The organism is Paenibacillus sp. FSL W8-0426 (assembly GCF_037969725.1).
GTDB lineage: Bacteria > Bacillota > Bacilli > Paenibacillales > Paenibacillaceae > Paenibacillus > Paenibacillus hubeiensis.
The window spans coordinates 5,049,910-5,072,047 of the sequence record NZ_CP150203.1 but is presented as its reverse complement, the minus strand read 5'-3'; the positions used below and the strand labels follow the sequence as shown (position 1 = coordinate 5,072,047).

General features: G+C 48.9%; 15 protein-coding genes. 11 read left to right on the top strand and 4 right to left on the bottom strand.

Going from position 1 to position 22,138, the window contains the following annotated elements:
• Positions 1 to 108: 108 nt before the first annotated feature.
• From MKY59_RS23025 to MKY59_RS23010, 4 genes are all read left to right on the top strand, one after another.
• Positions 109 to 3,414 carry a hypothetical protein gene (locus tag MKY59_RS23025; protein WP_339273948.1) on the top strand — a complete coding sequence of 1,102 codons (3,306 nt, stop codon included), beginning with the start codon at positions 109 to 111 and terminating at the stop codon, positions 3,412 to 3,414.
• Positions 3,415 to 3,444: 30 nt separating this feature from the next.
• Positions 3,445 to 8,196: an RHS repeat-associated core domain-containing protein gene (locus MKY59_RS23020; protein WP_339273947.1), complete on the top strand. Its 4,752-nt coding sequence runs from the start codon at positions 3,445 to 3,447 to the stop codon at positions 8,194 to 8,196.
• 895 nt (positions 8,197 to 9,091) lie between these two features.
• Positions 9,092 to 9,433 carry a hypothetical protein gene (locus MKY59_RS23015; RefSeq protein WP_339273946.1) on the top strand — a complete coding sequence of 114 codons (342 nt, stop codon included), beginning with the start codon at positions 9,092 to 9,094 and terminating at the stop codon, positions 9,431 to 9,433.
• A 39-nt stretch (positions 9,434 to 9,472) separates the two neighbouring features.
• Positions 9,473 to 9,934 carry a hypothetical protein gene (locus tag MKY59_RS23010; RefSeq protein ID WP_339273945.1) on the top strand — a complete coding sequence of 154 codons (462 nt, stop codon included), beginning with the start codon at positions 9,473 to 9,475 and terminating at the stop codon, positions 9,932 to 9,934.
• 80 nt (positions 9,935 to 10,014) lie between these two features.
• Here MKY59_RS23010 and MKY59_RS23005 read toward each other — a convergent pair whose 3' ends face one another.
• Both MKY59_RS23005 and MKY59_RS23000 read right to left on the bottom strand, forming a co-directional pair.
• Entirely contained in the window at positions 10,015 to 10,851 is an 837-nt protein-coding gene (locus tag MKY59_RS23005; protein WP_339273944.1) for a sulfurtransferase, read from the bottom strand.
• A gap of 13 nt (positions 10,852 to 10,864) precedes the next feature.
• Positions 10,865 to 11,803 (bottom strand): DMT family transporter, encoded by a 939-nt coding sequence (locus MKY59_RS23000; protein WP_339278460.1) that lies wholly within the window; start codon positions 11,801 to 11,803, stop codon positions 10,865 to 10,867.
• 234 nt (positions 11,804 to 12,037) lie between these two features.
• On the opposite strand from MKY59_RS23000, the gene MKY59_RS22995 reads away from it, so the two are divergent.
• The 5 genes from MKY59_RS22995 to MKY59_RS22975 all read left to right on the top strand — a co-directional run bounded on the left by MKY59_RS22995 (position 12,038) and on the right by MKY59_RS22975 (position 17,226).
• Complete coding sequence (locus MKY59_RS22995; RefSeq protein ID WP_236421128.1) at positions 12,038 to 12,940, top strand: polysaccharide deacetylase family protein; 903 nt, start codon at positions 12,038 to 12,040, stop codon at positions 12,938 to 12,940.
• Between the two features lie 41 nt (positions 12,941 to 12,981).
• Entirely contained in the window at positions 12,982 to 13,638 is a 657-nt protein-coding gene (locus MKY59_RS22990) for a YkyA family protein (protein WP_236421127.1), read from the top strand.
• 151 nt (positions 13,639 to 13,789) lie between these two features.
• A complete protein-coding gene (locus MKY59_RS22985; RefSeq protein WP_339273943.1) occupies positions 13,790 to 14,695 on the top strand; it encodes a hypothetical protein in 906 nt (301 codons plus the stop codon).
• Between the two features lie 328 nt (positions 14,696 to 15,023).
• Positions 15,024 to 15,947: an ADP-ribosylglycohydrolase family protein gene (locus MKY59_RS22980; RefSeq protein ID WP_339273942.1), complete on the top strand. Its 924-nt coding sequence runs from the start codon at positions 15,024 to 15,026 to the stop codon at positions 15,945 to 15,947.
• A 37-nt stretch (positions 15,948 to 15,984) separates the two neighbouring features.
• On the top strand, positions 15,985 to 17,226 hold the full coding sequence (locus MKY59_RS22975; protein WP_339273941.1) for an MFS transporter: 1,242 nt from the start codon (positions 15,985 to 15,987) through the stop codon (positions 17,224 to 17,226).
• A 121-nt stretch (positions 17,227 to 17,347) separates the two neighbouring features.
• Here MKY59_RS22975 and sigK read toward each other — a convergent pair whose 3' ends face one another.
• Positions 17,348 to 18,049, bottom strand: coding sequence for an RNA polymerase sporulation sigma factor SigK (gene sigK, locus MKY59_RS22970; protein ID WP_236421123.1), 702 nt, complete (start codon positions 18,047 to 18,049; stop codon positions 17,348 to 17,350).
• Positions 18,050 to 18,346: 297 nt separating this feature from the next.
• On the opposite strand from sigK, the gene MKY59_RS22965 reads away from it, so the two are divergent.
• Positions 18,347 to 19,705 (top strand): amino acid permease, encoded by a 1,359-nt coding sequence (locus MKY59_RS22965; protein ID WP_339278459.1) that lies wholly within the window; start codon positions 18,347 to 18,349, stop codon positions 19,703 to 19,705.
• 96 nt (positions 19,706 to 19,801) lie between these two features.
• Here the strand turns inward: MKY59_RS22965 and MKY59_RS22960 are convergent, their stop codons facing one another.
• The gene (locus MKY59_RS22960; protein ID WP_339273940.1) at positions 19,802 to 20,881 is read right to left on the bottom strand and encodes an ABC transporter substrate-binding protein; all 1,080 of its coding nucleotides are present in this window, start codon (positions 20,879 to 20,881) and stop codon (positions 19,802 to 19,804) included.
• Between the two features lie 147 nt (positions 20,882 to 21,028).
• On the opposite strand from MKY59_RS22960, the gene MKY59_RS22955 reads away from it, so the two are divergent.
• Complete coding sequence (locus MKY59_RS22955; RefSeq protein WP_339273939.1) at positions 21,029 to 22,138, top strand: iron ABC transporter permease; 1,110 nt, start codon at positions 21,029 to 21,031, stop codon at positions 22,136 to 22,138.

Here is a 22,138-nt window from a genome sequence, read left to right as displayed (position 1 = left end):
CCTATAATCCAAAATAAGGAAGAACCCGATAATTAATATTCACGCTCCACTTTTATCTCTATTAAGGGATTAATTGGAGTAAAAAATAAAAGGAGGAAAACAAACTTCATGAGTTTTAAAAAGAGTTTCATCGTTTTTTTGGCGATCTGGTTTGTGATCGGAACCGCTCTTCCATTTAACGGACATGCGTTTGCTGAACAAACCGCATACGACACAATGTACGAAGAAAGTTCCGAAAATTCTGAGACAATTCCCGTAACGGAGCAGCCGGGTCTCGTAGATGAGGAGAATCTGGATGCTTTTGATCCGGACATCCACGAAGAACCAGAGGGTGTGGACGAAGATGAAGAGGTTGTTGAAGACGTACCTACCGTAACGGAGGATACATATGATGAGGAGGTATTTACTCCTCAAGCCATGGTATTAGCTGAGGAACAGGTTATCGTGATGTACCCTGGGGATTCCTATAGCTTTACTAACAATGACACTCGCTTACGCTCCTTGAAAACGGATGCTGCAACATCGAGAAGCAGTTCATATGATTATGCCGTGTATAAGCCGGATGGTAGTATTTCGACGGATAATATGGATTCACATAGCAGTTTATCTGTAGGTCCAGGGTATACTGCCGTAGTTACCTCAAGTGGTAGCAATGCATTTACGATGACTATTCCGTCAGTTTTCTCCTATGGCGTTTCGGAAAACCCTGCTCTACATAAAGTGACCTTATCCAAAGGCGAAAGTTATCGGTTCGTCAACGAGGGAACACAGACAAGAGCCATAAGCGCGGATACTTCCACAGCCCAAGACCGGAGATATGACTATGCCGTTTACCGTGAAGATGGAGTTCTGGGGAGTTCAAATTTTGAATCAGCCGGTAAACCATACTTAGGGGCAGGATATGAGATCATTATCACAGGGGCCGGATCACAGCCTGTCTCTGTTGGATTCCCTTACGAACGTTATACCGGGGAATGGAGTTCTGAGCCGGCATATACGCGGGTGACCCTTCATCAGGGGAAAAGTTATCAATTCACCAATATTAGTAACAAATCGGATGCGCTTCAAAGTGATGGAACGACCAAGGACAAACATGACTATGTCGTCTATCTGCCAGACGGTACGGAAAGTTCGACCGGTATGAATACTTCTACGAAACCAACCGTAGCCCCAGGCAGAACGGCGGTTGTGACACAAGTGACACCAACACCGGTTACATTTGGTGTTCCTTATCGAACATTTGATGTGCAAAAAGCTGGTGGGGATGCCATTACCCGCATTACTGTAAATCCGGGTGAGTCTGTCATATTCGAGAACCACGGTTCTTTACCCAATCCAATTAAAAATGATGCAAGCAGTACTAATGGTGCCATTTTTGATTATGTATTGTATACATCCGAGGGGGTTGTATATGCGGATGGTTTTAATCAATCTGGAAATCCAATGATTCGATCACAGGGATACGGTATTTTCACAGTAGCCGGCAATGTCCCTATCGAGTTCAGGTATACGGATGATTTTACGGTGGAAGATAGTTTGGATCCTGCCTACCATCGCGTAACACTTCAAAAAGGTGAAAGTGTAACCTTCTGGAATCGCAGCAGCGACAAAGAACGTCTCGATAGTAATGCCTCTACAACTCAAGGACGGGTATTCGATTACGTGACGTATTATCCGGACGGAACCGAGCGTAGCACAGGAAGAGCTACAGCAACAGAGCCTATCGTCTATCAAGGAAATAAAGCCGTAGTCACGGGGGCCTCAGATCAGCCTGTTACCATTGGGGCCATATACACAGTATTTGATTTAGAGGATCGACCGGATCAAGCCTTGAGCAAAATCACCGTTTCCCCAGGTCAATCCGTAAAGTTCCATAATGGAGGCTCCCTCAGCAATCCTGTGCGGAGTAATGCTAAACAGATAGGTGGTTTGTACGACGTCGTAGTGTACAAAGCAGACGGTAGAACATATGGCGACGTGTTTAACGGTACCGGAAATCGTTTTATGATCCCTTCTGGTGGCGAAGCTATCGTTACCGTGGCCGGGAATGCGCCTGTATTATTCGAATACACGGATGATTTCTCGGTAGTGGATAGCCAGGAACCGGCTTATCTTCGTGTAACGTTGAATAAGGGGGAGAGCTACGCCTTCACCAATATTAGTCCGGAATCGGAAAGGCTCCGAAACGATGCTTCCAGCAGTGCGGGTCGGGTGTTTGATTATACGATTTACAACACAGATGGAACAGAGTCCAGTAGTAGGGCAGCAATCGCATTCGAACCGACGGTCTTGGGCGGTAAAAAAGTTGTAGTTACCAACGTCTCAGATCAACCCATAACATTTGGTGGTATTTACCGTGTTTTCCGCGGACAAGACGACCAAGTACCTCTACCAGAATCGGAAATCACGGTCAAAAAAGGTCAGAGCGCAGTGTTTACGAATCCGGGTTCGGAACCTGCTCAACTTAAACGAGTCGCAGGAGACACTTCCATTGTGGATTACACAGTCTACGATACATCCAATAAAGCATTGTATTTTGTGGAAGGTGAAAGTCATCCGTCCTGGGAGATTCCAGCAGGTGCAACGCTTGTCATCACCGTGGTATCTTCGGAGCCAGTAACGATTCAATATGCCGTTCCTGTCACAGCCAGTTCCAGTCAGGAACCTGCACTCATCAAACGGGATTTGGCGCCAAATAACACGGTGTTGTTCTCGAATACATCATCCCACGAAGCAATGCTCCTTGGATCTTCCGCAAAAGGAGTAGCCTATGATTACGTTATTCGGAATCAGAATCAAGTGGTTGTTAGAGAAGGAAAGAATGCGTCAGGAGGACAATCAGTACCTGGACATTCTGACATTCAGCTGCATAATGTTTCAACCCAAATGCTGCATTTCGCAGGCCCTTATCGCCTCTTTACCATCAAGGAAGTGAATGTGGAGTTCTTGACATTATATGAAGGTGTAGAAACTGCGCTGCCTAAGGACCACCAAGGGAACGTCTACTATCGTTTTAGTCCTTTTGGTGCGGGGGATTACCGGATAGCGATCAAGGAATCAGGTGATTTTTCGGCTGAACCAGTCATCGAATTGTTTGAAGACAAAGAGCTGAGCAAATCTCTCGCGGCTTCTGTGGAACAAGAGCAAGTGTACGGCGAGCAATATACGGTTCTACAGTGGGAAGTTCAAGCGGGAAAGACATATTATGTGAAAGTGAGCGAAAAGAACGGAAAATCCGTTCAGGGCGCGATCAAGGCAGCCTGGATGAACATTCGCAATGATAACAGTTATGAATACGGATATAGCAATCAGTTGCTGCGTGTGACGCTGTATACCGGAGATCAGATTGTATTTGAATACGACGGCAACGGCAATTTAACAAAACGTACGAAGAAAATTTTCCCTTTTAATTAAATTGAACAATCTCTACGTTGAGGTGATGAAGTGTTTAAGAAGATAACGATCATTTGGTTGTGCGCGATACTAATCCTCAGTGGACTAGGTTCGCTGGGACATGGAGAGCAAGCAAAGGCAGCGGAAAACAGGGATTCCCTGTCTTCTGCTACCTTTATTACAGTAAACGGCTTAAAGGAACAATTTGGGATTAGCGAAGAATGGATCAAGAGCAACCTGGACCAAGGGTATTCGCTTTATCAGTTATATAAGGCATTACAAACAGATGGTACAGGCGGCACCGTCGCTGAAAAATGGCTAGCAGCACAATCGGTAGAAGTACCGCTTCAAATGGAGGGGTTGGATCCTTCCGTTTCAGTTCCAGAAGAATCGTCGTTTTCAATCAACGCCCTGGAAACGGAAGCTGCCGGGACCGGCACAACGGTGGACGAGGCTGGAATAAGCCATGTGGATGTAAGAGATGACGCCTCGCTCTACATGACATCTTATGGAGAAGAATCCATTTCAACCACGACCGGAGAAATGATGGTTAGCAGCACGGACCTCTCGCTGCCGGGTTTGATTCCGTTTGATCTGACACGCGTCTATGATAGCGCAAGAGCGAGCGGACAGCTTGGCGTGGAGTTTGATGAAACCACTCAAACGTATTCCAATACCGTAACGCCTCGTAATGAAGAAATATCCGCGGCATTGGGGCAGGGTTGGCGCTGGGATATTCCTTTTATGGAGACACGTGGAGATGAGCGGTATATTTTGATTCCGGGCGTAGGCTACTACCGCCTAAATGCGAATCTGGAATTGGAAGGATACGCTTGGAATGACTTGACCATTACTCGAGATAAGACAGTGACGGTGGACGGTCAGTCCAGCAGTTATCGATTGTCGATCCGAAATGGATACGAATATTTGTTTAATGAAACGGGACAATTGCTGCAAATTACGGATGGATACCGAAATACAGTAAACTTCCACTACATGGCCTGGAATGGCGCACAAGTCATCAAAAAGATTGTAAATAGCGAAGGCCAGGCGCTGACATTTGCATACGACAACCTGAAGGTTACCGTCCAGCTTGAAGGAACGGCCCGGAAGGTGACGTATACGCAGCGCGAGGATGAAGGGATTCGCATTTTGCGTGGATTCACGGATGCGTTGGATCGTACGACGACGTATACGTATTACTATCCGGAATCCAAATTCAACTTCCTGCCCGAGCTTCAAAACAATCAGGATGCGCAAGGCGTGATGTACACTGCACTATTGTCACGAATCACTAGCCCTTCATCCGCTATTACGGATTACGCATATATCCCGGCGCTGAAGAAAATTGGTGATGCGTCCTCTTATTTCGTGTTTAAAGTCAGAGAACGCAAAAGCCATTTCAGTACAACTGAAGGCGAAGGCATATTGGGCAAAATTAACTTTGAATACACCGGAGAAGATCTGGAATCTTACGGCCAATCGGCAACATGGACAACGAAAGTAAAAGCAGCACATACCGTGGATACCTGGACATTCTCCAAGACGTTTAGTGCCGCTGCTAAGCCTGATTTGGTTTTCGCAGATCAACATACGCTAACTGGCGATGATGTGACCTATTCCACAACGTTCCAGTATGATAGTCAAACTAAACGGAATCTTCCGACTCAAATGACAGAGTGGGTAAGCGAGGGTGGTCGTTCTGGTGAGAAGTTGACTACGTCTATCACATACGATACAAACGGCATGGTGACGTCCAAAAAACAAAGCACAGGACAGGAATCCACCTATGCGTACGAAACGGGCAAAGCTCCTTACCATTGGAACAAACCTGTACGAATTACCACTAAAGTGAACAGTACGTTGGAGCGGTATACTGAAACAACATACAACAATCAAGGAGACATGATACAGACCACCACCAAAAACGGATATGGAGGGCAAGTGCTTTCTGACTCGGAAGTAAAGCTCGATGACAAAGGCCGCGTCATTAGCACAACCGACAAAGGTGGTATGCTGGCCAAAGATCGTACAGCAACATTCAGCTATCAACCGAATGCAGGGCATTTGTTGGAATCGACATCGATGACCGTGCATGATGCTGCTGGCAAAGCAGAAACTTTGGTGGAGTCGTATAGCTATACGTCTGCCGGTGAACTGGAGACAACGACGAACGCTGCTGGAGAACAGGAAACCAATCAATACGACAAGGCAGGGCGTCTAGTTCAAATTACGCATGCCGACAGTACGCAATCGACGACCGCATACGATGATTCCAATAACATCATTACAAGCACATCGCCAGACGGCATTGTGACTTCCGAGCGTTACAATCCGTTAGGTTTGCTTGTAGAAGAGCAAACTGCAGACGCGACATATAAATATGCTTATGATGGCGAAGGAAACGTGACGGCTTCGGAAGATGCCGAAGGGAATGTGACGAGATATGTGGTCAATGCGTTTGGGCAAACGACAGAGACCCAATATCCGGATGGAACCACGGATAAAACAACGATTGATCCTGTTGGACAAACCGTAACGATTCAGGATGCTTCCGGATACCAGACTCGTGAGAAAATGGACTTGTTGGGACGGACGACAGCAGTAGAGGAATATCGGGACGGCGCATTTGTACCATTGCAACAAAACGAGTATGATCTTAGCGGAAACGTGACTGCTTCCATTGATGGTAATGGGGAGCGGACGACCTATACGTACGATGCACTTGGACAAATCGCAACGGCAACAACGCCCAAACAAGAAACCAGCCGTTATTTCTACAGTTATCAAGGGCAGGTGACCCAAGTGGTATCTGCCAACGGGCAAAGGGTAACCAAACAGTATGATGAATTGGGTCGGATCATAAAGCAAACACCACCTAAGTTGGATGGTTCTGCGACAACGTATTATTATGATAAAAAAAGCAATCTGATCAAAAAGCAGGATCGGCTCGGGAAGATCACCGAGTACACGTATAACAGCGACAACATGCTTACGGGTTACAAAGGCCCGGATACGTCCGTATCGTATACGTACGACGAAATGGGACGTAGAACGTCGATGACGGATGATCACGGCAAAACGACTTATTCTTACCGTGATACGGACGGTATGCTCAGTGGGCTGACCTTCTCGGATGGTACCCAGCTGGAGTATGAAAACAATACGCAGCAGCGTTTGGGATATACCCTTACTGATGCGAAAGGACAATCCTTGCGGGTACACGGTGAACTGGACACGATGAACCGGGTCACTTCCATGGATATCTCCTCGGGAACAGGGGGCGCTTCAACACTCGCAGCATCGGCTCAGACGCCTGTAGATCGAATGACCTTTAGCTACGCGTCGAACAGTTTGCTGGAAAACGTATCGTTTGGCAAAGGCCTTAGTACCAGTTATCAGTTCGATGGTTACGATCTGTCAGGAGTCACCGTTTCACAAGGAACGACCGCTATCCATCAATTCAACTATGAATACGATGGAAACAAAAACATTACGTCCCGAACTCAAAATGGGACAAGTGATCAGTTTACGTATGATGAACTCAGCCGCATTCAAACGGAAGCTGGTTCACAGAAGGAAACATACACGTACGATTCCAATGGCAACCGATACAGTACCGGCAGCGGTAAGGTATATGGACTGAAAGATGCAGAATATACGTATGATAGTCAAAATCGATTGGTTAAAGCGACCGGGGAAGGCAAAACAGTAACCTATAGCTATAACGGGGATGGTTTGCTGTATGAACGCACTGAAGGAGACAAATCCACCCGTTATTACTACGATGAAGAAGCCAAACTAATGGCGGAAGCTAAAGTGACTTCTGGGAAAGCTGAACTGACCTATGCCTATATCTATGACCTATATGGACAACTATGGGCACGCCAGGACAAAAAAACTGGAAAATTGGAATACTACCAATTCAATGGGCACGGTGATGTGGTCGGACTTGTGGATGAGGCCGGACAAGTGTTGAACGAGTACACGTATGACATCTGGGGAGGCCCGCTCACAACGGATGAAACCGTTCCGAATGTTCTCCGTTATGCGGGCGAGTATTGGGACGAGACGGTAGGACTTCAGTACTTGAGAGCTCGCTGGTATGATCCAGGCATGGCACGATTTATCGGTGAGGATACGTACGAAGGTGAACTGAATGATCCGTTGAGTTTGAACTTGTATTCGTATGTAAGCAATAATCCGTTGAAGTATGTGGATCCGAGTGGTCATGTCGCTTGGTTAATTCATGGGACATGGAGTGATAAGGATACTTGGACTAAGGATTTTCGTAGTTATCTTGAGGGGATGTTAGATGAGTCTGTTACGAGACTAAGTTGGAGTGGAGATAATAATGTTTCAGCTCGTGATGAAGCAGCAAAAGATATAACAGATAGAATATACAAATATTACTTATCTGATCCTACGGAACCAATCAGACTTATAGGGCATAGTCACGGGGGAAATGTTGCAATTATGGTAGCCAACAATTTGGCTGATTTAGGGGTTCATGTTGAAACATTGATCACTATAGCTACTCCAGTACGTGAATATCAACTGACAACAAAAGTTGGGCAACATCTACAAGTATATAACAGTTATGATATTGTTCAAAATAATGGAGGTAGCATTAAAAAGAGTGCGAAAGCAAAAAGAACTTTTGAAAATGCTCTAAATATCGAAGTCATACTTCCAGAAAAAGAGAGAGAATTATATTGGAAAGGGCAGGGAATCGTAAATCATTCCTCTATGCATAGTAATGTTAATGTATGGAAGAAATATATTGAACCGAAACTGAAATGACAGTGATAGTTCTAAGAGTTACGGAATTTGGAGGTGACAGAATGTCGATATGGATTAAATATATTTGGATCGCCACTACGTTCATTAATTTCTCCGTATTTATATGGTTTTTATTAAGGACAACATCTAATTTTCAAAAATCACTAGACTTGATTGGCATGCCAATATTGTTATTTTATGGTATACCTTCCTTAATTATTGACATTATTTCATTTATCATTCTGATAAAGAAATGGAATTCCAATTTGAACGTATCTACCATGATTTTGGGAGTGGTGTTCATCCTTGTATTATGGTACTTTGTCCCAGCCTTTATAAACGCTGTACAACACACTGCAGGACGGTAGAAAGTAGACCCACATGTGTAAGTTTTTTTAAACAGCCGGCTAATTAGCCGGCTGTCCTTTAATGTCGAGGGACTAGAACATTGTTCCATTGCCAAAAGGACAATAACATGGTGTCATTTCGGATTATTTTTTAATAAAATTGATGCAGAACAAAAAGCAATAGATGGTTTCTGGCTAAATATAAACAATTATAGAATCGAAGATGCAAATGAATTCAACGAAGTTTTCCAAACTTTGATCCAGAATTAATAGAAGTTTATGTTAAAAGCGTCTCTTTCACTTTTGATAATTACCCAGATTATGACTATAACCATGTACTTTTAATCGTTCCTATTATGTATAACCAAGATAAAAAAAAGGAATTTATAAAATATTGCTTACTTTCGATGGAGAAGTAGAAGACGACTCTTTTATCATAGAAGGTTGTTAATGAAGCACAGTATCTAATAGTGCATTGTTAAAGTTAATTTCTTTACCGATGGTCCTTCCTGATTTGGTCTGAGCAATATTTGGAGTGTTTATCCTAAATGATATTAGGAGGGTAGCACATGAACAAGTTTGATATTGAAAAATTTAATGATAAGAATAAAACGAAAGCGGTTAACATGCTATTATCTTTTATGGATATTGAGGTTAGAGAACACATGGTTAGTGACATTGTTTACTTTCTAAATAACGCTTCTTTAGGAGAAGAGTTGGAATTAACTGATCATTTTGTCATTAAAAAAAGTGATTTTGAGGTAATTATTTTAAACGAAACTAATGAAATTTTTGCGCAAAATCCAGAAGATAGCAGGGTGTATATAGAAATTACTTCTTTATTGTTTTTAATAAATCAAAAAATGTCATATGGGTTGAATCAAGTGAAATCAATTTTGAAACTTAAATGATGAAATTTATTTAGCGCCGTAAATTCGGAGGGACAAACTTTGAGTAATACTTATTTGAAAAAATTTCATAAAGTCAAAAACAGCTGGCGATCTTTGATTGTTGTACTGAGAACGAGGAAATTCTGTTTGCATATGATTGAGAGTAATTTATGTCATGAATCAGAAGAAGATAAAAATTTCATTCTTTCAAATCAAGTGATTGTGAGTGATGAATGGATTATCCTTGGCGTAAACTTGGGCTATGTTAACGAAATCATTTGGTATAAAACGAAAACGAAGACGGATCTTGAGCGTGCAATGTGGATTGACAATTTCTTTAGATGTATCGTTCTTCCTAAAGGCGCCGAACTGGCTCAGTTCGATTATCTGTTCTATATGATCGAAGATGAGGATTCACCAGTTTTAGTTGTTTTCGATCAGAAATCAGACTTTAAGCATGTAGTTTTACCTAAGATAAAGCACTATCTAAGGGCATCCAATATAAAAAGCTATAGTAATTGATATTCTGGACTTAAACTGCCGATGTGAAAATGCCAAAAGGCCCGCGATCTTCACGGGCCTTTGTATTGTATATACTGTTTCTACCTCTCCCCCGTCGCCACCGGATTCTCCTCATAACTAATCCAGTCGCTCCAGCTTCCAGCGTACAGTTTCACATTTGTATATCCGGCTTCCTCCAGCGCAATCACGTTCGGGCAGGCGGAGACGCCGGAGCCGCAGTACACGATGATCGGCTCATCTTTGTCCAGCTTACCGAAGCGCTCCTGCAGCTGCTCCACGCTGAGCCAGCGGCCTTCGGGGCCGAGCACGTCTTTCCAAAAATAATTCAGCGCGCCCGGAACATGTCCGGCTTTGGCGTCGATCGGTTCCTCCAGCCCCGCATAGCGGCGGGCATCGCGGGAGTCGATCAGCACGGCTGAGCCGTTCTCCGAGGCATGCTGTGTATCCTCTACGCTGGCAAGCATGTGAGGCTGCACGTTCGCATCGAACGTGGACGGAATCCGCACGGGCACGTCCGCAGTTACCGGAAACTTGGCGTTTTGCCAAGCCGTGAAACCTTCGTCCATCACGTAAGCTTGTTCATGGCCCAGGTAACGGAGCAGCCACCAGAGCCGGGCGGCGTTCATGCCGCCTTGATCGTCGTATGCAACGATGCGGGCATTGGAGCCGATGCCGGCTTTGGTCAGCCGCGCAGCGAGTTCGGCCGGATCGGGCAGCGGGTGCCTGCCGCCATGGGCGGAGACGGGAGAAGACAGATCCTGCTCCAGGTCGAGATACACTGCCCCTGGAATGTGGGCTGTGTCATAAGCTTCTTTGCCGGCATTCGGCTGGCCGAGCAGGAACCGGCAGTCGACAATGACGATATCCGGTTCGTACATTCTGGCGAGCAGCCAGCGCATGGACACGATATTTTTCATAACATACACCGCCTTAGGTAGATTGATTGGTTAATATACCTGAACCTTGTCCCGCAGAAGCATCCGGGGATGCAGGTTTGGGTTCGGTTTTGCCATAACGGATAAAGATCCATACCCCGAAAATGATGACCACGCCCGCAGACATTTGCAGTGCGCTGAGCGATTCGCCGAGCAGCATCCATGCCAGCAACGAAGAGAATACGGGTTCCCCGAGCACGCCCATGGATACGGTGGTGGCATTCATGTATTTCAGCAGCCAGTTGAACAAGTAATGCCCAAAGAGCGTAGGCACGATGGCAAGCAGCAGAAAGATGCCCCACTCGTTGGCGGCATAACCGCCAAACGAATGTCCGTTGGCCAGATTATAAATCGCCAGGGAGCTTGCGGCAACGAAAAACACCCAGAAATTATACGAAAAAGCGCTCAGCCCGGAACGCAACGATTGTCCCAGCAGCATATGAATCGCTACGGCAATCGTGCCGAGCAAGGAGAGGAAATCTCCTTTCAGCGCCGTTCCGGACACCTGGAAATCGCCTGCGCCGATTGCAATCGACCCGAGCAGGGCAATGCCCATGCCGATGAGCATCATGCGATTGACTTTAGCTTGGAACAGCCACACCGAGCCGGCCAGAATGAGAATGGGCTCCAGAGCCAGAATGACGGTGGAGCTGGCAACGCTCGTCAGTCGAAGCGAGCCCATCCAGAGCAAGAAATGCAGGGCAAGCATGACTCCGGAGGCAAGCAGCAGCAGCCATTGCCTGAATTTCAAGCCAAGCATCTCATGCCTGTATTTCCACACAAAGGGAAGCATCAGCAGGTTGGTCAGATACAGTCTGTACATGGCAATCACGGCCACGTCGGCCGAGGACCAGCGCACAAAAATGGAAGAAAACGAGATGGCGATTATGCCGAGAAAAAACAGCAGGAAGATGGGCTTCCCGGCACGGTTCAAGCTTGTCATGAATGTAACTCCTTCTTGTTGTCAATTGCCTAAATCAATTCATTATACAGTGGAATGCCGTACAGGAAAAGAATCCGGAAAAATAAATAAGCAGATTGTAACCGGCCTTGTAACTTTTCTGTCATTCACCGCGTCTTCTTTTCTATTAATCTTCTATATAGAGACAAGAACCGATATAATATACCAATAATCGTGAAAAAATGAAGTTAAGGAAGTGGCCGGGAAGTGGGATTTCAACAACAGACAGCGAGAGAGAATGGAACTTTTTCAAGTAGAACAAGCCGAGTAAAGACGCATAAACGAAGACGCATCCGATACGGCAGAGTGATCACGGCAGTCATGCTATTGGCTGTGTTCGTGCTCGGAGTAACCTACATATTTGCCGGAATGACCGATTGGGTTAAAAGTTACATGGCACCGCCGCCGACGGCAGCTATCGAACAGCCTGCACGGCTGGGTATGATGGAAATGACTTCAGGCACCAAAGAGGAGCCTACCCGGTTTCTCGGGCAGGTGCGTAAGGTGGTATACATAACGTTCGACGACGGGCCAAGCGAATATACGGACACTCTTCTTAACATTTTGAAGCAGCATGAAGCGAAGGCAACCTTTTTCATGATCGGCAGCCAGCTGAACCAGCATAAAGCGGCGGTGAAACGTCTTGTGGAAGAAGGCAGCTATCCGGGGCTTCACAGCATGACGCACAACTATAAAAAGCTCTACAAGAGCGGCAGCTCCGCGAACTTTGTGAAGGAGTTCCAGAAGGAGCAGAAGATGGTGAAGGACATCGTCGGGTTCACGCCGGACTTGATTCGAGCCCCATATGGAAGCAGCCCGCAAATCGGGGAAACCTTCCGCGGAGACATCGCCGCGGCCGGATTCAGAATGTGGGATTGGACGGTAGATTCGCTCGATTGGAACCTGCCCGGCCAGCCCGATAAAATCGTGGAACGCGTGCGCAGCTCCGTGCACCGGGACAGGGAAGTGATCCTGATGCACGAGCGTGAACAAACGGTACAGGCGTTGCCGCGCATTCTGAAATTGCTGGAGAATAAAGGGTACGAGTTCGAAGTATACGATCCGAATGCGCATTTCACGGCCAATTTCAGCGGGGACACACGTTTGTGACATCCATGACGGACCTGTAGATCGAGAGAGGAGAGACGAAAGTGGCCAGAAAAGGAAGGGCGCTTCTTGTTGTTGCGAGCATGCTGCTGCTGATGATGGTGGTCAGTGCCTGCGGCGAGCCGCAAGAACCGGCAGCGAATCAAATCAATCAGCTGGTGCTGGGCGACCAGCAGATCAACGAGAGCTTAAAAGAGATTGCCCGTCATGAACGGGAGGATCTGGAGTTATATGCAACGATTCTGCAGAAGGGCAAGAACAAAAACAGCAATCTGGAAGCCTTGCTGGATCAGGCGCAGGATCATGTGGATCAGCGCAGGGAACTGCTGGATCAGGCCATGGCGGTGATGGAGCAGACGAAGCAGCAGCTGGATGGGCTGCGGGAATCCATTGGAGAGCTTTCCTTTGAAAAAGAGGAAACACTTGCCCAGGCGCAAGCGGTGCTGGAGCGTTATGAGACCAGAGCAGGCACATTTGAGGAATATGTCGCGGCGTACCAACAAAGCCTGGATGCCGACCAGCAGCTATACGATATGATGCGCAAGAAGGCAGAGCCCAATTTGGTGAAGATTAAACGGGCCATCCGACTGCGCAATAGCGAGTATGGCAAGCTGGCAGAGTTAAGGGAACAATTCAACCAGCAAACGAAAGCGTTCAATAACGCCAACGCCAAGCTGGTCAACATGGAACAGCCAAGCTAGCGTATGCCGATCAGGATGCTGACGGCTCGTGATTGATCCCTCATCCAGCGGTGTAAGTTACTATAAGAGCATTTTGCATTCTCCAGACAGCCGATTAGACGTCAGCAACATGGACAAGCAGCGATGCGTATAAGCTAACGGAGGTGTTGATATGGGAGCAAAAATGAAACTTGGTGCATCATTGGTCGTTTTGATGATGGGTTTTTCGCTGGTGGCCTGTGGCAACAGTCCTGCCATGCAGCCGCCCGCAAACGATACGAAAGAGCAGCAGCCGGCACCGGAGCAGCCGCAAGAACAAGAAAGTGCTGTGATTGAGGCAGAAGGCATTTTGACGGGATGGGCCGATCCGCATACGGTCGAGATTCGCGTGAACGGGGAGGCCATGGCTTTCCAGGTGGGCGAGGACGTGCAGAAGTTGTTCGACGATATCGATGATGAAGACAAGGTGCATTTTAAATATGTTGAAAAAACGTTCGAAGGCGATGCTTCGACCAAACAGCTCGTGCTGAAAGATATCGCCAAAATCAATACAGACGATGAGGCAACCGCTGGCGGAACGGATGGCGGCACAGGCGCGAACCGGGCCGGGAAAGCAGAGCTTGAAGTCACGGTTGAAGGCATGACGGAAAAGCGCCCGGTTACTTTGGCGAGAGGCGACGGATACTCGCTCTACGTGTTCGAACCGATGGCGTTTAACGCGAGCAAGAATGCATTAACGATGAAGATCGATCCCGAATACGTCGTAAACATTGAAAAGCTGCCTGCGGATTTTAATCTGGATCAACTGGCAATGGATGCAAAGGAAGAGCTGTCGGAGACGGGGGAAGTCAGAGAGCTGAGCAAAGAAGAGCTGGCGAAGGGCCCAATGGCCGATGCCCGTCTCTACATGATGGCCCAGAATGAGCATAAATCGCAGTATTTTATCGTAAAGGAATTTGACGGCCATGGATTCGTTTTCCGAATCGATGCACCGGTAGGCGAGCCGTCCGAAGGCTTCCTGCCTATGGCATATGCTTCGCTGAACTCCATTAAGAACGATGCCGAGATCGCCAAATAATCGTAAAAAACCGGAAGGAACGATGCATCGCGCATGGAATCCTTCCGGTTTTCTTGCGTATTTCTTAATTCTTAAGCATGTCATTAGCGCTGATATGGCATGTATCGTAAAAGTTTCGGAGGCCGCATTGGCGCTATGCCCTTTACATGATAGCAGTGAACCGGATACACTTATGTCCAGCCGTATTTTTTGGAATTTTTTTGAGTCAAAGAGCTCGCTGGGCAAATCAACACGATTCGACATTTTACAATAAAAGAGAAGCTTTGTTCATGGATTGTCGATTCGGCCCTTCAATCCTGGCAGCTGACAGTAAAAGGAGGTGCTTGACATGCTGCAAAAGGATCGCTTCGCAGGTTGTCTGATCGGACTGGCTGCGGGAGATGCGCTCGGCACGACGGTGGAGTTCAGCAAGCCTGGTACATTCGAACCGATGACCGACATGGTTGGCGGGGGCGTATTTGGTTTGAAAGCAGGCGAATGGACGGATGATACGTCGATGGCGTTGTGTCTGGCAGAGAGTCTGATTCGAAAAGAAAGCTTCGACCCTGCAGACCAGATGCGCAGGTATACGAATTGGTACAAAGTCGGTTACATGAGCAGCACGGGCACCTGCTTCGACATAGGCGGGGCTACCCGAAATGCGCTGCACCGTTTCGAGTTGACCAGCGAGCCTTACAGCGGGTCGACGGACCCGATGACGGCAGGCAACGGTTCCATCATGCGTCTGGCTCCGGTTGCGATGGCGTACGCGCACGTACCGGAGGATGCTGTGCATTATGCGGGGCTGAGTTCACGCACGACGCATGCCGCTGCCGAGAGCGTGGAAGCGTGCGAACTGCTCGCCGCCATCCTGGTCGCCGGCATTCGAGGGGCGGACAAGCAGCAGATGCTGCATGCGGAGACGGGGCATCGCTGGCGGGCAGGTCGCCCTTATGTGCCAGCCATCGAAGAGATTGTCCAAGGCTCGTACCGTCATAAGGAGCCTCCGCAGATTCAAGGCAGCGGGTATGTCGTTCGTTCGCTCGAAGCGGCGCTCTGGGCGTTTGACCGATCCGATTCTTTTGAAGAGGGAGCGCTGCTCGCCGTCAATCTCGGCGACGATGCGGATACGACGGGCGCCGTATACGGCCAGATTGCAGGCGCCTATTACGGTTTGGAAGGCATCCCGCAGCGCTGGCGCGAGCAGCTGGCCATGAAAGATACGCTGCATGACCTGATACAGGGTTTATGGAAGAAGCATGGGAACACATAGAGAGACAGACAAGCGGGATGGGAGAAGAGAACATCATATGAAAAACACGGCTTCAACTGCTTCAAGAAAAGGCTCCGGCAAACAGCGGGCGTTTCCGTTATCGCTGTTATGTTTGACGATCGGCGCTTTTGCCATCGGCATGACCGAATTCATCATTATGGGGCTGCTGCCCAATGTAGCGCAGGATTTGGACGTAAGCATTCCGCAAGCAGGCCAGCTGATCACCGGGTACGCGCTTGGCGTTGCGGTCGGAGCTCCTTTGCTTACCGTATTCACGCATAAAATTCAGCAGAAAAAACTGCTGGTGCTGCTGATGTGCATTTTCATCGCAGGCAATGCATTATCCGTGGTTGCGCCAACGTACGGATTGTTGATCTCGGCCCGGATCTTGACCGCTTTCGCCCACGGCACGTTTCTGGGCGTAGGCTCGCTGATGGCTACGCGCCTGGTTGCTCCCGAGAGGAGGGCGGCAGCGGTGTCGGTCGTGCTGGCAGGGCTCACGATCGCCAACATCGTCGGCGTTCCTTTTGGCACGTTCATCGGCCAGCAGCTGGGATGGCGCGCCTCATTCGGCGCAATCACGATTCTCGGCATCGTGTCGCTGCTCGGGATTATTCGTTTCATTCCCGTGCTTGAGCAGGGGGCACCAGCAAATCTGGGGCAGCAGTTCCGCAATCTGGTTCGTCCGCAGGTACTGCTCGGACTGTTGGTCGGCGCGCTCGGCACAGGCAGCCTGTTCGTGGTCTTTACTTACATTACGCCGCTCCTGACTGACATTAGCGGGTTTGCCGAACAGAGCGTGACGTGGATTCTGGTGCTGTTCGGCGTCGGTGTTACGCTGGGCAACATCGTTGGCGGCCGTTTGGCAGACTGGAAGCTCATGCCTTCCTTGGTCGTGAACTTTGGCGTGTTGGCCGCGATCCTTGCTCTGTTAACGTTGACGCTCAGCAATCCGATTTTGGGGGTTGCGACCGTTTTCTGTTGGGGCGTCGCTGCTTTTGGCATCATGCCTGGACTGCAGATTCGCATCATGAACATGACTCGCGAAGCTCCGCTCCTGGCGACCACGTCCAGCCACTCGGCTTTCAATCTTGGAAACGCTGGCGGCGCGTACCTTGGCGGGCTGGCGATCACGCATACGGGACTGATCTCGGTTCCGCTCTATGGGGCAGCGATTGCCGCCCTCGGGCTGCTCGGACTGCTGCTTAGCGTGGCCACTGAGCGCAAAAAAGGGCTTCCGGAAACGGCAGACGGGACGGAGACGGTGCCTGTCCACTAAATTTGTGTACGGCATGACATAGGGGAGAGTTTGAGCATACCCGGTATTCCTCAGCATAACATCTGATTCTATGGCAAAACCTCCGTTACCACGGGTCTTCGTGGAGCGGAGGTTTTGTCGTTTAGTTCTTTTGTTTATAAAATTCGTGATAAAGCTTCATTAACGCCCGTTTCTCGATGCGGGAGACGTAAGAACGGGAGATGCCCAGTTCCTTGGCGATTTCGCGCTGGGTGCGCTCCTCGCCGCCTGCTTCGAGGCCGAAACGGCCAATCACGACTTCTTTTTCACGGTCATCGAGAATGTCCAGGTTGCGATAAATTTTGCTTTTCTCGATTTTTAGCTGCACCTTGTCAACGACGTCGTCGGCTTCGCTTCCGAGGATATCAATTAAGGTAATTTCATTGCCTTCTTTATCGGTACCGATCGGATCATGAAGTGAAACGTCCTTGCGGGTTTTCTTTAACGAACGAAGGTGCATCAGAATTTCGTTTTCGATGCAGCGGGCTGCGAATGTAGCCAGTTTGGTCCCTTTGCCTTGCTGGAAGCTTTCGATCGCCTTGATCAAACCGATGGTGCCGATGGAGATGAGATCTTCCAGGTCTTCGCCGGTATTGTCGAATTTCTTCACAATGTGCGCGACGAGGCGCAAATTGTGTTCGATCAGCAGATTGCGGGAGTGGGCGTTGCCTTCAGCCATGAGGCGCAAATGCTTGGCTTCCTCGTCCTCGGCGAGGGGCTGGGGGAAGGCGTTGTTTTTGACATACGATACAAGCAGCGTTAACTCTTTGATAAACAGGGCAATGGCAGTAAATAATCCGGGCACGGGTGACACCTCCTGCAGTTTTACAACGATCTGGCCTGAGCATGTGAAGGAACAGGGTCGATCTATTGTATGTAGGCGGTTGCCCAGAAGTGCATGTACGCCGCAAAAAGGAGCGGATTCGCTTTCAAGAAGGCTTAAACTGAATTTGAATATTAAAAATGGGATGTCTGTTAGGACGGTGCGAGCATGAAAAAAATGATAGGTATTCCGCCTCTTTTATTATATGATAATGGATAAACTATTTTACAACCAAGAGAGCATGTACAGAAAGAAAGAGAGAGAGTAGTGATTGCAACCATGCAGGAAGAAACGTTAACGAGAGGATTAAAAAACAGGCATGTCCAGCTCATGGCGATTGGGGGTGCAATCGGAACGGGGCTCTTTCTCGGGGCCGGGAAAACGATCCAGCTTACGGGGCCTTCCATTCTGTTCGCCTACATCATCACAGGCATCGTATTGTTTTTCGTGATGCGGGCGCTGGGTGAGCTGTTATTGAGCAATTTGCAGTATCATTCCTTCGTGGATTTCGTGCGTGATTACCTGGGAAATACGGCCGCGTTCGTTACGGGATGGACGTATTGGTTCTGCTGGGTATCCATCGCGATGGCGGACATTACGGCGGTGGGGCTGTATACGCAATTCTGGTTTCCGGAAGTTCCCCAATGGATGCCGGGACTCATCGGGCTTGTGATTCTGCTGCTGATGAACCTGGCTACCGTAAAACTGTTCGGGGAAATGGAGTTCTGGTTTGCGCTTGTCAAGGTGCTGGCGATCGTTGCGCTGATCGTCGTCGGTCTTTACATGATCATTCAGGGTTTCACCACGGACAAAGGGGCCGCGAGCTTTACCAATCTGTGGGCTCACGGCGGATGGTTCCCGCATGGGGCGCATGGCTTCCTGTTGTCGTTCCAAATGGTCGTTTTTGCGTTTGTTGGCATGGAGCTTGTCGGCCTGACGGCAGGAGAGACCCGTGACCCGCAGAAGGTCATTCCGAAGGCAATCAATCAGATTCCGATCCGGGTGCTCATCTTCTACGTGGGTGCGCTGCTGATTATCATGAGCATCTATCCTTGGGACGCGATCGTACCGAGCGAGAGTCCTTTTGTGCAAGTGTTCGCCGCAGTGGGGATTGCAGCCGCCGCAGGCGTGGTTAACTTCGTCGTGCTGACGTCGGCAGCCTCGGCATGCAACAGCGCCATCTTCAGTACAAGCCGCATGATCTATTCGATGGCCAAAGACGGCAATGCTCCGCGTATGACGGGCCGTCTGAATGGACGGAAGATCCCGTCCAATGCCTTATTTTTCTCCACCTCCGTCATTTTGATCGCGATTGTCCTGAACTATATTATGCCCGAAGGGGTATTCACGCTGGTGACGAGTGTTTCCACCGTATGTTTTATTTTCGTATGGGGGATCATGGTCATTTGCCATTGGAAATACCGCCGTACCCGGCCAGAGTTGGCCAGGAACAACCCGTTCAGATTGCCGCTGTACCCGTTCTCCAATATCGTCATCCTGGCATTTCTGGCGTTTGTGCTGGTCATTCTGGCATTGGCGGACGATACGCGAACGGCATTGTTTGTCACGCCAGTGTGGTTTGTCCTTCTTCTCGGCATCTATGCTTTCCGAATGCGTAATGGGAAGGCAAGACGCTGATCGGATAAGATCGGATTCCGGGGTTTGAAATGAAAGAAAGAGCAAGGGGAATTGCGTTTCCTCTTGCTCTTTTTGATGACTGCGTGCCAAGATCGATTATTTGATCGGATTTGCGTCCATTTCCTGTTTCAGCTTCTCGATGCCGTCGAAAATTTGATAGCCGTAACCCCAGAACTGGCTGAAGTCGGTGACGTAGATTTGTTTGTTTTTGATGGCATTCATGCTTTGGAACGCCGGGTTTGCGTACAGATTGTTGACCAGCTTGTCCAAATCCGGGGAACCGGCATAACCGGACAGCAGCAGGTAATCCGGGTTGGCGGTGATCAGCTGCTCCACGCTCACTTCGCCTTGTACCCCGTCAAATGTGTTTTTCAGCTTCAACAGGCTGAGCGCGTCCAACTGATACGTGTCGTTTGCCATGCTGCTCACCGTAACGGAATCTTCGGTCGCCGGAACGATATAAGCAAATGTGCGTTCAGGCTGAGCGGCCACACCGGCTTTGATCGCTTCGGCGCGGGCTTTCAGGCTGTCCGTGAACTCTTGCGCCTTGGCTTGTACGTCAAAGATTTGGCCGAGCTGCTTAATGTCGTTGTACAGGCTGTCGAGCGTTCCTTTGTGGTTGGTCGTTTGCAGGAATGTACGAATGTTCATCTCGTTCAGGCCATCCACCGTACCTACGCCCCAATCGGCATCTGCGAACAGGTCGCCGCGACCCAGGACGAGATCCGGGTTGGCGCCGACAACGAGCTCTTTGCCGACATAGTCCTTGGACAATACCGGAATTTTCGCAAATTCGTCCGCCACGTCAGGGGTAACCGTGCCGTACAGGGCGGCGACGCCGACCATTTTATCGGTCAAGCCTAGCTTGATCAGCATTTCGGCTGCCGATTGGGTGTTGGCCACGACGCGTTCAGGCGCTTTTTCGAACGTTTGGGATTTCGGCTTCCATTCGCCGCCTTCGCCGGAGATCGTGAAGTTTTCAATGGTGAGCGGATAGGTCGTTTTGCCAGCCGTTTCCGTTGTTGTTTCGGTTGGCGTTGCTGCGGCGGAAGAGGCTGCCGTGTCGGCGACTTTTTCGGTGGTGCTGGAGGATGCTGCATTGGAGCATGCCGCGAGCAGGACAAGCATAAGACTCAAGCAGAGCAGCGCCGTTTTTCTGAATACAATGTTCGACATTGGATGATCCCCTTTTCTTTTTTTGAATTGACAAAGATAATCATTCTCAATTATAATCCGAGAAAATGCGTTGTAAAGAGGAAAATGCAGCGTTATTGATTTTGGAAGTCAAATGTATTCATATCTAACGGAATGATGGGGGAAAAGATGGGACAGACAGTTCAGGTTCATGCACCGCAAGCGGGGAAAAGAAAGTCTTTGATCCACAGTCGGGCAGGCTTTGCTCTGCTGATTGCAGCATTGCTGGTTTTGACGCTAATTTCGGTGGGCATTGCAGTGTCCATTGGTCAGGTGGGTATTCCATTAACCGAGTCTTACCGAATTTTATGGTACAAATTGACGGGATTCCAGTGGGGAGCGACGCCTGTTGAAGCGGGATCATTTACCGATATTATTTGGCAGATCCGTTTCCCGCGCGTGCTGATGGCAATGTTCATCGGTGCCGGTCTTGCGCTGTGCGGTACGGTGATGCAGGCTGCCGTGCAGAATCCGCTTGCCGACCCGTATATTTTGGGCATCTCCTCCGGTGCTTCCTTGGGAGCGACCTTTGCGATTCTGATCGGTTTTGGCGCGGCAGGTTGGCTGGGTCAGACGGGTGTAGCTTTTTGGGCCTTTGCCGGTGCTATGGGGGCCTCGCTATTGGTTCTCGCTCTTGCGGGCATCCGGGGCAAAATGACATCGGTCAAGCTGGTGCTTGCCGGGATGGTCATTAACGCGCTTTGTACCGCCTTTTCCAACTTTATTATTTATTTTGCCAACAATGCCGAGGGCATCAAAACGGTCACCTTCTGGACGATGGGCAGCCTTGCCGCTTCCGGCTGGAACAAACTGCCGTTGATTGCAACCGTTGTGCTGGCAGGCATTCTGTTCTTCCTGCTGCAGTCCCGCGTGCTTAACACCATGCTGCTTGGCGATGAAGCAGCCGTGACGCTGGGCATCAACCTTAGCGTATTCCGCCGGATCTATATGCTGCTGACCGCCCTGGTGACAGGAGTTATGGTGGCAAGCTGCGGCATGATCGGTTTTGTCGGATTGATCATTCCGCATATCGTGAGGGGCCTCGTCGGTTCGGATCACCGGAAAGTCATGCCGGTATCGATCCTGTTCGGGTCGCTCTTCCTGATCTGGACGGACGTCATTGCGCGCTCGCTGATTTCCAGCGTAGAGCTGCCGATCGGAATCATCACGGCCATGATCGGTGCGCCGATGTTTATGTATATGCTGGTCAAAAAAGGATACGGCTTTGGAGGAAAGTAA